The 12,545-nt window shown below is 65.5% G+C and carries 11 protein-coding genes; 8 read left to right on the top strand and 3 right to left on the bottom strand.

All coding sequences use genetic code 11. From position 1 onward, the window contains the following. A partial coding sequence (locus tag NUU27_RS11295) for an NUDIX domain-containing protein (RefSeq protein ID WP_257762203.1) occupies positions 1–321 on the top strand: 321 nt, incomplete at its 5' end. 15 nt (positions 322–336) lie between these two features. Next, complete coding sequence (locus tag NUU27_RS11290; protein WP_257762202.1) at positions 337–948, top strand: HAD family phosphatase; 612 nt, start codon at positions 337–339, stop codon at positions 946–948. 94 nt (positions 949–1,042) lie between these two features. On the opposite strand, the gene NUU27_RS11285 is transcribed toward NUU27_RS11290, so the two are convergent. Next, positions 1,043–2,176 (bottom strand): site-specific DNA-methyltransferase, encoded by a 1,134-nt coding sequence (locus NUU27_RS11285; protein WP_257762201.1) that lies wholly within the window; start codon positions 2,174–2,176, stop codon positions 1,043–1,045. Positions 2,177–2,323: 147 nt separating this feature from the next. Between NUU27_RS11285 and NUU27_RS11280 the strand changes: the two genes are divergently transcribed. Further along, the gene (locus NUU27_RS11280; RefSeq protein ID WP_257762200.1) at positions 2,324–3,964 is read left to right on the top strand and encodes a VWA domain-containing protein; all 1,641 of its coding nucleotides are present in this window, start codon (positions 2,324–2,326) and stop codon (positions 3,962–3,964) included. A 99-nt stretch (positions 3,965–4,063) separates the two neighbouring features. Continuing rightward, entirely contained in the window at positions 4,064–4,753 is a 690-nt protein-coding gene (locus NUU27_RS11275; protein ID WP_257762199.1) for an HAD family phosphatase, read from the top strand. Between the two features lie 44 nt (positions 4,754–4,797). Here NUU27_RS11275 and NUU27_RS11270 read toward each other — a convergent pair whose 3' ends face one another. Further along, complete coding sequence (locus NUU27_RS11270) at positions 4,798–5,385, bottom strand: hypothetical protein (protein WP_257762198.1); 588 nt, start codon at positions 5,383–5,385, stop codon at positions 4,798–4,800. Between the two features lie 236 nt (positions 5,386–5,621). On the opposite strand from NUU27_RS11270, the gene thrC reads away from it, so the two are divergent. Genes thrC through NUU27_RS11250 form a run of 4 tightly spaced genes read left to right on the top strand, consistent with a single transcriptional unit; the run spans position 5,622 to position 11,851 of the window. Next, on the top strand, positions 5,622–7,025 hold the full coding sequence (thrC, locus tag NUU27_RS11265) for a threonine synthase (RefSeq protein WP_257762197.1): 1,404 nt from the start codon (positions 5,622–5,624) through the stop codon (positions 7,023–7,025). 24 nt (positions 7,026–7,049) lie between these two features. Next, positions 7,050–8,342, top strand: coding sequence for a pitrilysin family protein (locus NUU27_RS11260; protein WP_257762196.1), 1,293 nt, complete (start codon positions 7,050–7,052; stop codon positions 8,340–8,342). Positions 8,343–8,356: 14 nt separating this feature from the next. Then, positions 8,357–8,959 (top strand): GNAT family N-acetyltransferase, encoded by a 603-nt coding sequence (locus NUU27_RS11255; RefSeq protein WP_257762195.1) that lies wholly within the window; start codon positions 8,357–8,359, stop codon positions 8,957–8,959. A gap of 18 nt (positions 8,960–8,977) precedes the next feature. Further along, on the top strand, positions 8,978–11,851 hold the full coding sequence (locus NUU27_RS11250) for an EAL domain-containing protein (RefSeq protein ID WP_374566490.1): 2,874 nt from the start codon (positions 8,978–8,980) through the stop codon (positions 11,849–11,851). 39 nt (positions 11,852–11,890) lie between these two features. Here the strand turns inward: NUU27_RS11250 and NUU27_RS11245 are convergent, their stop codons facing one another. Next, positions 11,891–12,493, bottom strand: coding sequence for a YqgE/AlgH family protein (locus NUU27_RS11245; RefSeq protein ID WP_257762193.1), 603 nt, complete (start codon positions 12,491–12,493; stop codon positions 11,891–11,893). Positions 12,494–12,545 lie beyond the last annotated feature (52 nt).

The following is a 12,545-nucleotide window of genomic DNA, read 5'->3' as shown; positions in this document are numbered from 1 at the left end:
TTGCTGCGCAAGCGGCCGCCGCGCGGCCTCCTCGGCGGCATGACGGAGGTGCCGACGAGCCATTGGACCGCCCGCCAGGACGGCGTCGCCGACGTGAGCGCCGCCCCCTTTGCGGCCGACTGGCGCGCCTCGGGGTCGATCCGTCACGTGTTCACGCATTTTGCGCTCGAACTTTCCATTTTCAGGGCCGAGATCGCGCAAGACCCGCCGGCTCGTCAGGGATGGTGGTCGCTTCCTGTGGATCTTCCCGGCGAAGCGCTGCCTTCCGTCATGAAAAAGGCCATCGAGGCTGCCATACCCGGCGCCACGCGAAAACCGTGAGGACCGTAAAACCCCATGAGCCAGATCCGCCATATCGTCTTCGACATCGGCCAGGTGCTGATCCACTACGATCCCGAAATCCCCTACCGGCGCCTGATCCCGGACGAGGAACAGCGGCGCTGGTTCCTGGAAAACGTCTGCACCGGCGACTGGAACGTCGAGCAGGATCGCGGACGCAGCTGGAGCGAGGCCGAGGCGCTGCTGATCACCGAGCATCCGCACGAGGCCGACAACATCCGCGCCTTCCGGCAGAACTGGCACGAAATGGTGCCGCATGCCTATGAGGAGTCGGTGCACCTGCTCGAGACGCTGATCAACAACGGCCACGACGTGACCATGCTGACCAATTTCGCCGCCGACACCTTTGCCGAGGCGCGCGAGCGCTTTCCCTTCCTGAAGCGGCCGCGCGGCGTCACGGTCTCGGGCGAGATCGGCGCCATCAAGCCTGATCGCGTCATCTACGACACGCACGCGAGAGCCTTCGGGCTCGAGCCCGAGGCGACCCTCTTCATCGACGACAGCCAGAAGAACGTGGAGGGTGCCAGAACCGCCGGGTGGCAGGCGGTTCACTTCACCGGCACAGAAAAGCTGCGCGGCGATCTGCAGGGATTGGGTCTGCTGTCCTGAAAAGCCGATGGCGGACACGGGCAGATCGAAGGATTCGCGCGCTCCGGCATCCATGCGGAAGGCAAGGAGACGGAGCGTCGCGAAACGGGCGATCTCAGGCCGCCGCCACCTGCATGCCCTGGCGCACGACGCGCCGCAGTTCGTCGATCGGCTTCAGGCTGCCTGCATCCTCGAAGTGCCAGAAGGTCCAGCCATTGCAGGCTTCCAGCCCCTGCACCTTGGCGCCGACCCGGTGGATGGAGCCGGCCTCGTCACCGATGGCGATGGTGCCGTCGGCGCGCACATTGGCCGTCCAGCGGCGCTTTGAATCGAACAGCAGCATGCCCGGCTGCATCAGCCCCGCCTCGATGAGGCTGCCGAAGGCGACGCGCGGCTCGGCACGCTTGCCCTGCACCTGGGCAAGATCGATGTCGTCGAGCGGCTCGACCGCGGCGATGCGCTCGGCGGCGGCCGCGATATAGGCGTCCTCACGCTCGATGCCGACGAAATGACGGCCGAGGCGCTTGGCCACCGCGCCCGTCGTGCCGGAGCCGAAGAAGGGATCGAGCACCACGTCGCCGGGCTTGGTCGACGCCATGATGATGCGCGCCAGAAGCGCTTCCGGCTTCTGGGTCGGATGCAGCTTGTCGCCCTCCTCCGTCTTCAGCCGTTCCTTGCCGGTGCAGATCGGGAACAGCCAGTCCGAACGCATCTGCAGATCGTCGTTCGCCGCCTTCATGGCCTCGTAGTTGAAGGTGTAGCCCTTGGAGGTCTTGTCGCGCGAGGCCCAGATCATCGTCTCATGCGCGTTCTGGAACCTGCGGCCGCGGAAATTCGGCATGGGGTTGGTCTTGCGCCACACGATGTCGTTCAGGAACCAGTAGCCGAGATCCTGCATCACCGTGCCGACGCGGAAGATGTTGTGGTAGGAGCCGATCACCCAGATGGTGCCGTTCGGCTTTAGGACGCGGCGCGCGGCAAGCATCCAGGCGCGGGTGAAGGCGTCATAGGCGGCGAAGCTCTCGAACTGGTCCCAGGCGTCGTCCACCGCATCGACGCGCGACTGGTCGGGACGGTGCAGCTCACCGTCGAGCTGCAGGTTGTAGGGCGGGTCGGCGAAGATCACGTCGACGGATTTTTCCGGCAGGCGATCGAGGGCGGCAACGCAGTCTCCCTTCAGGATCGTATCGAGCCAGGCGGCTTTCTCGGACTGCGGGGCAAGCTCACTGATACGACGCACGGCGGACATATGCTGCTCTCTCACTCGGACTGTTTACCTGCCGTTATGGTTACCGACGATGGTAAATATTCCGTAATGCGCCGCCTCGAATTGCGGGCTCATGAAAGCTATGCAATCTTCCGTAACGTCAATTCCTGCCCCGAGTGGAGAGGCCGCATGGTTCGCCTGCCGATGTTCACGCTTCTTGCGGCCCTGTTCCTGGTCGTGCCCGCCCTTGCCGGCGGCAAGACCATCATCGTTCTCGACGCGTCCGGCTCCATGTGGGGCCAGATCGACGGCACGACGAAGATCGAGATCGCGCGCGACACGCTGCGCCAGGTGCTGGGCACCATCTCCGACGATACGGAGCTCGGCCTCGTCGCCTACGGGCATCGCGAGAAGGGATCCTGCTCCGACATCGAGATCGCCGTGCCGCCCGGCAGCGGCACGGCGGCGGCCATCACGGCCTTCGCCGACCGCATCAACCCGAAGGGCAAGACACCGCTGACGCAAGCCGTCCGCGTCGCCGCGCAGGAGCTGCGCATCGAGGAGAACGAGGCGACGGTCATCCTGGTCACAGACGGGCTGGAGACCTGCAACGCCGATCCCTGCGCGCTCGGCAAGGAGCTGGAAGCCACCGGCGTGAACTTCACGACCCATGTGGTCGGCTTCGGCCTGTCCGACGAAGACGGCAGGCAGGTCGCCTGTCTCGCCGAGAACACCGGCGGTCTTTATCTCAAGGCCGCCGATGCGGGCCAGCTCGCCGAGGCGCTGACGGCAACCGTTGCCAAGGCCCCCGAGCCGGCACCCGAACCGCAACCCGCCGCCCTGGACTCCAACTTCAAGGGCATCGCCCGGCTGGCCGAGGACGGCCCCGACCTGCCCGAGGACGCTCCGGTCCGCTGGGATCTGTTTGCCGTCGGCGCCAATGGCGAGCCGGAGACGCGCAGTGCGGCGGGCGGCTATGGCGGCGTGTTCGAGGACAGCCTGCCGGCCGGCCGCTACCTTACCCGCGTCAAGATCGGCAATGTCATGCGGGAGTTTCCGGCAGAGCTTGCCGATGACAGGCAGACCGAGCTGCCGGTCGTCCTCGATGCCGGCTTCATCCGCATCACGCCGAAGCGGACGGCGGACGGCGAGGCGGACGACAGTGCGCGCATCGACATCGCCTTCGAGGGCGCCAGCGACGGCGGCTACGGCCCGACCGAGGCTTATGTGGCGGCCGGGCCGGTCACCGTCACCGGCAAGATCGACAAATCGAAGGCTGAAACATCGTTCACCGTCAGGGCCGGCGAAACCGTCGAAGCCGATCTCGTCATCGCCTCGGGCATCGTGGTGCCAGCCGCCGTCTATGCGCAGGGCGGTCCGGCCGTCGAGGGCGACAGCATCCGCTTCGAGGTGCGCGAGGCCAAGGCGGACATCGCCGGCAAGCGCGACACGCTCGCCGGTCAGTATGGCCCCGGCCGCGGCATGAACGTGCCGCCCGGCGACTATCTGCTCCACGCCCGTCTCGGCCAGACGGAAGCGACCGCCCCGATCACCGTCGAGGCCGGCAAGCGCACCGAGGCAACGATCAACATCGATGCCGGCGTGCTCGCCATTGCCGCGCCGGGCGCCTACCGCATCGACATCTTCGGCGCCAGGAAGGACATCCAGGGCAAGCAGGTGGAGTTCGGCGGCACCTATGGCGGCGAGATGCAGGAAACGCTCAATCCCGGCGAATACGAAGTGCGCGTCACCTATGAGGGCGACAAGGCGGAGAAACGCCAGAAGGCCGTCGTCACGGCCGGCGAGCGCACCGAACTCGCGGTGGAATAGCCCTTCCAGCGACCGCTTCCCGCGCAATGCGGTTGCTTTCGGCACGGCTTCGGGTCTATCCCCGAAGCCGTTTCCCTTTCCAAGCTCACAGGTCGTCCCATGCCAGCTCCCGATCTCGTCATCTTCGACTGCGATGGCGTTCTCGTCGATTCTGAAATCATCGCCGCGCGCGTCGAGGCCCGCCTCCTGACGGAGGCCGGTTTCGAGATCACCGCAGAGGACCTGGCCAGCCGCTATTCGGGCCTCACGTTCAAGGACATCCTGTTCGAGATCGAGAAGGAGGCCGCAACGCCGCTTCAGGCTTCGCTGATCGAGCTTGCCGAGAGCGAAGTGGACAAGCGGCTGCGCAAGGAGGTCCGCGCGATCGAGGGGGCGCGTGAGGCGGCAGCGGCCATTGCCGGCAAGAAGTGCATCTGCTCGAATTCGAGCAAGGCTCGCCTTGAGGCGATGCTCGGCAAGACGGGTCTGCTGCCATTCTTCAACGGCTTCATCTATTCGTCGCTCGAGACGCCGTCGCGGCTGCCGAAGCCGGCGCCCGACGTCTTCCTGTTCGCCGCCGAGGCAATGCAGGCCGCGCCGCAACGCACCTTCGTCATCGAGGATTCGGTGCACGGCATCGCCGGCGCGAAGGCCGCCGGCATGCGCGTCATCGGTTTCACGGGCGCCGCACACATCCAGCCGGGCCACGCCGACCTGCTCATGGAAGCGGGCGCCGAGACGGTGATCCACCGCTTCCGGGATCTGGCCGGCGTCATTGCCGCCCTGTCGGAATGGGAAGGCGCCGTCTGAAGCCGGCGCCGTCGGACCAGCTCGAGGCGGCCCGGCCAGCGACTTCAGCGGCTGCGGGTCGGCCCTTCATCGTAGCCGACGATGATCTGCACGCTGCGGTCGGCATTGCCCGGAACGACGATGCTCGGATCGTTGAAGATGAACTGCGTCGCGCCGGAAGTATCGGAGATCGCCACGGTGTGCGGGAAAAGCTTCGAATAGACCACCTCGTCGCCGCGCAGCACGGCAACGCGGATCGGCATGGTGATCGAGCCGGTGGTGCCCACAGGCCCCGGCACCACCTTGCCGGCGACCGCCACGGTGACGCCGAAGGATCCGTTGTTGTAGGTGCAGGCCCGGGTCACGTCGGTGATGGAGGCCTGGTATATGATCTTGGCAGGATCGTCCTGCCCGCCCTTCTGATAGGTGCGGAAGAAGGTGGTGCCGGAGCGCAGCGTGATCGGCGGGCAATAGGCCCGCAGCTCGCTTTCGCGTATGGCGCCTTCCGGCAGATCGGTGCTCTGCGCCGCCTGCTGATTGTTCTTGTCGCCCAGATTGAAGGCATTGCCGACCGGATTGCCCGACTGGCAACCGGAAATGAACACGCTGGCGCCCAACAGGATGGAACCGGCTAAAATACGATAATTGATCAAGTGAGAAGCCTCGTAAAACTGTACGTCCCTCAATCGAAGACGAAGCCAGATGCCAGATTTCGCCGGCGAACGCCATTGCGTCCGCGGTCGACGACGAATTTCACACCATTGCGGGCGGAAAACCGGTTTCCACCCGTCGGGAAGATGCTCTATATCAAACGCGCGGCCAGAATGCGACGGGGCACCCCGCATTTGCATGAACCGCTCTCCCTCGCAGTCATGAGGCTATGCGACGAATGGCGACCGACTACATCAGCACGCGCGGCAATGCACCGGCGCTCGGCTTCTCCGACGCCATGCTGGCAGGACTTGCGCGCGACGGCGGGCTCTACGTGCCGCGCGAGTGGCCCCGCTTCTCGGCTGACGACATCCGCGCCATGCGCGGTCTTTCCTATACGCAGATCGCGCTGCGGGTGCTGACGCCTTTCGTCGGCGATGAGATCGACCAGGCGACGCTGCGCCGCATCATCGAGGAGAGCTACGCCACCTTCCGCCATCGCGCCGTCTGCCCGCTGGTGCAAACCGGGGCCAACGAATTCGTCCTCGAACTCTTCCATGGCCCCACCCTCGCCTTCAAGGACGTGGCGATGCAGTTGCTGGCGCGGCTGATGGACCACGTGCTTGCCGAGCGCGGGGAACGCGTGACGATCGTCGGCGCCACCTCCGGCGATACGGGCGGCGCCGCCATCGAGGCCTTCGCCGACAAGGAGCGCGCCGACGTCTTCATCCTCTTTCCCGAAGGGCGCGTGTCGCCGGTCCAGCAGCGGCAGATGACCACCTCGGCGGCCGCCAATGTCCACGCGCTCGCCGTGAAGGGCAATTTCGACGACTGCCAGGGCCTGCTCAAGGACATGTTCAACGACCATCGCTTCCGCGACGGCGTTGCGCTGTCCGGCGTCAACTCGATCAACTGGGCGCGCGTGATGGCGCAGATCGTCTATTACTTCTCGGCCGCCGTGTCGCTCGGCGCCCCCGAGCGGGCGGTTTCCTTCACCGTGCCGACCGGCAATTTCGGCGACATCTTCGCCGGCTACGCCGCCAAGCGCATGGGCCTGCCGATCGACCGCCTGGTCGTGGCGACCAACGACAACGACATTCTCGCCCGCGCGCTCGCCACCGGCGACTACGCGACGCGCGAGGTTGTCGCCACCACCTCGCCGTCGATGGACATCCAGGTCTCGTCCAACTTCGAGCGCCTGCTCTATTTCGCCTCGGGCGGCAATGCGCAGGAGATCCGCGGCTACATGGACCGCCTGAAGCAGTCCGGCCGCTTCACCATCGAGGCCGACACCCTTGCAGCCATCCGCGCCGAATTCGGCGCCGCGAGCTCCGACATGGCCGAGACCGCCGAGACGATCCGCGCGGTGTGGAACGAAGACGGCTATCTGCTCGACCCGCACACGGCAACCGGCATCAAGGTCGCCCGAGCGCAGCCCGCCTCACCGACGCCGATGGTCGTGCTCGCCACCGCCCACCCGGCCAAGTTCCCGAAGGCGGTCGAGGATGCCAGCGGCATCGTTCCCGCCCTTCCCGATTGGCTCGGCGGATTGATGGAGAAGGAAGAGGCCTTTACAGCGCTTCCCTCAAATTTAAAAATAATAGAAGATCACATCTTCAGCCGTGCGAGAGCGGCGCGTTAAGTCAGTTCTAGGGAGTCCAGCCATATGGGTGTTGAGGTAAGCCGTCTGTCGAACGGCCTGACGGTCGCCACCGAAACCCTGCCACACTTGGAAACCGTCGCTTTGGGCATCTGGGTCAAATCCGGATCGCGCAACGAGTATGAGAACGAGCACGGCATCGCCCATCTGCTCGAGCACATGGCGTTCAAAGGCACTAGCAAGCGCAGCGCCCGTCAGATCGCGACGGATATCGAGGATGTTGGCGGCGAGATCAATGCGGCCACCAGCGTCGAGACCACCGCCTTCTACGCCCGGGTACTGAGCGCCGATGTTCCTCTGGCGATCGACATTCTCTCCGACATCCTCAACGATTCCAAATTCGACCCGCACGAGCTCGAGCGCGAGCAGCACGTCATCCTGCAGGAGATCGGCGCCGCTCACGACGTGCCGGACGACATCGTCTTCGACCGCTTCACCGAGACCGCCTTCCGCCATCAGGCGATCGGCCGCTCGGTTCTCGGCACGCCCGAAACGGTTCAGTCCTTCACCTCCGATCAGTTGCGCGCCTTCCTGGAGCGGCAATACTCGGCCGATCGCATGGTGATCGTCGCCGCCGGCGGCCTCAAGCACGATGATTTCGTGCGCGAGGTGGAGTCGCGGCTCGGCGGCTTCCGCGCCAAGGCGGAGGGCGTCATGCCGCAATACGCCCATTATGTCGGCGGCGATTATCGCGAACATCGCGAGCTGATGGACGCGCAGATCATCCTCGGCTTCGAGGGACGGGCCTATCACGTGCGCGATTTCTACGCCTCGCAGGTCCTGTCGTCGATCCTCGGCGGCGGCATGTCCTCGCGCCTGTTCCAGGAGGTGCGCGAAAAGCACGGCCTGTGCTACTCGGTCTACGCCTTCCATTGGGGCTTTTCCGATACCGGCATCTTCGGCGTCCACGCCGCGACGGGCAAGAGCGACATCGAGGAACTGGTGCCGCTCATCCTGGGCGAGTTGCAGCGCGCCGGCCAGGACATCGGCCCGGACGAGCTCAACCGTGCCCGCGCCCAGTATCGGGCCGGCCTGATGATGGCCCGTGAAAATCCGGCTAGCCGTGCCTCGCAGATCGCCCGCCAGCTGCTGCTCTACGGACGGCCCATCGAGGTCGACGAGCTGATGGACCGCCTTTCGAATCTCACGGTGGATCGCCTCACCGACCTTTCCAACCGCCTCTTCACCTCGAAGCCCACCGTCACCGCGATCGGCCCGGTGGGAGCGCTCGCTCCGTTCGAGGCGATCCAGGACGCGCTTGCCGACCAGGGTCCGACGCCGCGCAAGCTCGCCGTCTAGGCAGACGGGACAACATGCTGGACGTACCCTTCTTTCGCCGCCCGCTTCCGGCGCTCAAGGGGGAGAAGGTGTTCCTGCGCGCGCCCAGCATGCACGATCACGGCGAATGGGCAGCGCTGCGTCAGAACAGCCGCTCCTTCCTCGAGCCATGGGAGCCGCGCTGGGCGCCGGACGAATTGTCGAGAAGCGCCTTTCGCCAGCGGCTCCGCCGCTACCGCAGCGATTTCGACCAGGGCACGGGGGTCTCCTTCTTCCTCTTCGAGACCCGCAGCAAGGCGCTTGTCGGCGGCCTCACCCTTTCCAACATCAGGCGCGGCGTCGCCCAGACCGCCAGCATGGGCTACTGGATGGGCGAGCCCTATGCGGGCCGCGGCATGATGCTTGATGCCGTTCGGCTGGTTATTCCCTATGCATTCGAAACCTTGCGGTTGCACCGTCTGGAGGCGGCCTGTATTCCAGACAACAACCGTTCGGTCGGGTTACTTGAAAAAGCCGGATTTCAGCGCGAAGGGCTTCTCAAATCCTACCTCAGGATCAACGGTTCCTGGCGGGATCATTATCTTTACGCACTGATCGCCGAGGAGCGTCGCGTGCCAGCATTTGAACAACGAGGCTGATTCTTGTCGCGATCCCACATCCTCGCAGCCCTGGCGACGATCGCCGCCGTTTTCCTCACCATCATCGGTGCCGCCACAACGGCCTTCGCCATCGAGCCCATCAAGATTTCCCGCGAGGATGTCGCGCTCGACCTGTCGAAGGCGGTCGAGATCCACCGCGGCCAGGGGGACACGTTCCAGGTATCGACGGCGCCCGATGTCGACGGCATCGTCCGCCGCATCGAGGTGGAGGCGAAGGACGAGCGCTCGACGGGCGACTGGGCGGTCTTCGCGCTCGCCAACACCACCGACCAGCAGCTCGACCGGCTGATCGTCGCGCCGCATTTCCGCCTTGTCGGATCGGGCCTGTTCTGGCCCGATCTCGGCTCGCAGCGCATCGCCGCCATCACGCCGAGCGCCGGCTTCACCCTCGACCGGCAGGACAGTCCCGACGCCGACGAATTCCTGGTCACCCTCAATCCCGGGTCCGTCGTCACCTTCGTGGCGGAGCTCTCCTCGCCCAACCTGCCGCAGGTCTATCTGTGGGACCCGTCCGCCTACAAGGACACGGTCAACGCCTACACCCTGTTCCGCGGCATCGTCATCGGCATTGCCGGTCTCCTCGCCCTGTTCCTGACCATCCTCTTCGTCGTCAAGGGCACCTCCATGTTCCCGGCCACGGCGGCCCTTGCCTGGGCGGTGCTCGCCTATATCTCCATCGATTTCGGCTTTTTGAACAAGGTCATCGAGATCTCGCCCGGCAACGAGCAGATCTGGCGGGCCGGCACCGAGGTCGGGCTGGCTGCGACGCTCGTCGTCTTCCTGTTCGCCTATCTCAATCTCAACCGCTGGCACGATCATTTCAGCTACGGCGTGCTTGCCTGGATCCTCGGCCTCGGCATGATCGCCGGCTTCGCTATCATCGATCCCGCCGCCTCGGCCGGCATCGCCCGGCTGTCCTTCGCCGCGACGGCGGTCGTCGGCCTCGGCATCATCGTCTATCTGAGCCTGCAGGGCTACGACCGGGCGATCATGCTGGTGCCGAGCTGGGTCATGATCATCGCCTGGCTGATCGGTTCCTGGATGGCGATCACCGGTGCGCTCGACAACGACATCGTGCAGCCGGCCATCGGCGGCGGCCTGATCCTGATCATCCTGCTGATCGGCTTCACCGTCATGCAGCATGCGTTTGCCGGCGGCGCGATCTTCCAGGGCCTGTTCAGCGACATGGAACGCCAGGCGCTGGCGATCTCCGGGTCGGGCGACGTCGTCTGGGACTGGGACGTGGCGCGCGACCGCATCGTCACACGGCCCGACATCAGCAAGCAGCTCGGCCAGCCCTCCGGCAGCCTGCACGGCCCGGCCCGCGAATGGCTGTCGCTCCTGCATTCCGACGACCGCGACACCTTCCGCACCACGCTCGACGTGGTCCTGGAGCACCGCCGCGGACGCATCTCGCAGAGCTTCCGGCTGCGCGGCGCGGACGGCCACTACCATTGGTTCGCGCTGCGCGCACGGCCGGTCATCGGCTCCGACGGCCAGGTGATCCGCTGCGTCGGCACGATGGTCGACGTCACCGAGCAGAAGAAGGCCGAAGAGCGGCTGCTGCACGATGCGGTGCACGACAATCTCACGGGCCTGCCGAGCCGCGAGTTGTTCCTCAACAGCCTCGATGCCATCATCGCCATCGCCCGCACCGAGCAGAAGGTGCGGCCGACCGTCTTCGTGATCGACATCGACCGCTTCAAGCAGGTCAATGACGAGCTCGGCATCTCCGTGGGCGACACGATCCTCCTGACCATCGCGCGCCGCCTGCATCGCCTGTTGAAGCCGCGCGATTCCCTGTCGCGCCTGTCGGGCGACCAGTTCGCCATGATCGTCCTGTCGGAGCAGGAGCCGGCCAGGATCGCCGCCGTCGCCGATGCGATCAAGCAGGCGATCCGCACGCCCGTCACCTTTGCCCGGCGCGAAATCGTCCTGACGCCCTCCATCGGCCTCATCTCCTGGACATCGGCGCAGACCTCGGCCGAGGAAATGCTCAAGGATGCCGAGCTTGCCATGTACCAGGCGAAGCGTTTCGGCGGCGACCGGATCGAGCCGTTCCGGCCGGCCTTCCGCTCGATCGGCAACAACCGGCTGCGGGTCGAATCGGACCTGCGCCGCGCCATCGACCGCTCCGAGCTGAAGCTCGTCTACCAGCCCATCATCCGCCTCGAGGACGAATCGATCGCCGGTTTCGAGGCGCTGCTGCGGTGGGAGCATCCGCGCCGCGGCACCATCGCGCCGGCCGACTTCATCCCGGTCGCCGAAAGCTCCGGCCTCATCGTCCAGCTCGGCCTCTTCGCCATGCAGCAGGCTGCGGAGGACCTTTATCGCTGGCAGAAGCAGATCGGCAGCATACCGCTCTTCGTGTCGGTGAACCTGTCGAGCCGGCAACTGATCCGCCGCGATCTCGTCAGCGACGTCCGCTCCGTCATCGCCCGCTCCGGCATCAGGCCCGACAGTTTCCGCCTCGAACTGACCGAATCCCTGGTCATGGACAATCCCGAGCAGTCTGCCCATGTCCTGCAGAAGCTGAAGCAGATCGGCATCGGCCTGTCGCTGGACGATTTCGGCACCGGCTATTCGTCGCTCTCCTATCTGTCGAGCTTCCCCTTCGACACGATCAAGATCGACAAGAGCTTTCTGGAGGACACCACGCCGCGCGGCGAGGTGCTGGTGCGCTCGATGGTCAAGATGGCGCACGAGCTGGGGCTGTCGGTGGTCGCCGAGGGCGTCGCCGACGAGCACGACGCGGAGGAACTGCGCAAGATGGGCTGCGAATACGCCCAGAGCTTCCTCTTCGGGGTGCCGGAAAACGCCGAGGCCATCCAGAAGCTGCTCTTCGAGCAGACGACCGCCGCACGGTCTTGACCGACCGGCCCCGATGCGGGCGCGGCTGCCGTGGTGTCGTCAGGCGTGGCCGGCGAACTGGCTGAGATGCGCGGCATCGATGCCGATGGCGGCCAGGATGCCCTCATATTTGCGTTCGATGTTCCCTTCGAACAGCAGCTCGGGCGTTGCCGGGCAGGTCAGCCAGCCATTCTCGCTGATCTCCATCTCGAGTTGCCCGGCACCCCAGCCGGCATAGCCGAGCGCCATCATCGCGTGGCGCGGGCCGCGGCCGAGCGAGATGGCGCGCAGCATGTCCACCGTCGCCGTCAAGCAGATATGCTCCGACACGGGCATGGTGGATTCGACCATCATGTCGTCCGTGTGCAGCACGAAGCCGCGGCTGCGGTCGACCGGCCCGCCATTGCGCACCGGCAGTTCACGCGCCTCGCGCGGCAGGCGGATCGCCTCTTGCTGGTCGAGGATGCCAAGCTGCACCAAAATGTCGGGAAAGGCCATCTGCTGGGGCTGGTTGATGATCAGCCCCATGGCGCCCTCCTCGCTGTGAGCGCACAGATAGATTACCGAGCGCGAGAACCTTTCGTCGCGCATGCCGGGCATGGCGATCAGAAAATGGTTTTCCAGATAGGGGGCCGGCCCCTTGTCGCGCTTCTCGCTGTCCATGTGCACAGGGTAGCTCTTTTCTCCGAGCCATGAAAGGCGGATGTAATACCCC

Origin of the sequence: Nitratireductor sp. ZSWI3 (assembly GCF_024655565.1) — a bacterium.
In the GTDB taxonomy this organism is placed as follows: domain Bacteria; phylum Pseudomonadota; class Alphaproteobacteria; order Rhizobiales; family Rhizobiaceae; genus Nitratireductor.
Note: the sequence above shows the minus strand (reverse complement) of the source record. Positions and strands in the feature narration are given on the sequence as shown.

Excerpts from the sequence above, each read along its gene's own strand:
- NUU27_RS11290 (WP_257762202.1), top strand. The coding sequence starts at position 337 with ATGAGCCAGATCCGCCATATCGTCTTCGACATCGGCCAGGTGCTGATC.
- NUU27_RS11285 (WP_257762201.1), bottom strand. The coding sequence starts at position 2,176 with ATGTCCGCCGTGCGTCGTATCAGTGAGCTTGCCCCGCAGTCCGAGAAA.
- NUU27_RS11280 (WP_257762200.1), top strand. The coding sequence starts at position 2,324 with ATGGTTCGCCTGCCGATGTTCACGCTTCTTGCGGCCCTGTTCCTGGTC.
- NUU27_RS11275 (WP_257762199.1), top strand. The coding sequence starts at position 4,064 with ATGCCAGCTCCCGATCTCGTCATCTTCGACTGCGATGGCGTTCTCGTC.
- thrC (WP_257762197.1), top strand. The coding sequence starts at position 5,622 with ATGGCGACCGACTACATCAGCACGCGCGGCAATGCACCGGCGCTCGGC.
- NUU27_RS11260 (WP_257762196.1), top strand. The coding sequence starts at position 7,050 with ATGGGTGTTGAGGTAAGCCGTCTGTCGAACGGCCTGACGGTCGCCACC.
- NUU27_RS11255 (WP_257762195.1), top strand. The coding sequence starts at position 8,357 with ATGCTGGACGTACCCTTCTTTCGCCGCCCGCTTCCGGCGCTCAAGGGG.
- NUU27_RS11245 (WP_257762193.1), bottom strand. The coding sequence starts at position 12,493 with ATGGACAGCGAGAAGCGCGACAAGGGGCCGGCCCCCTATCTGGAAAAC.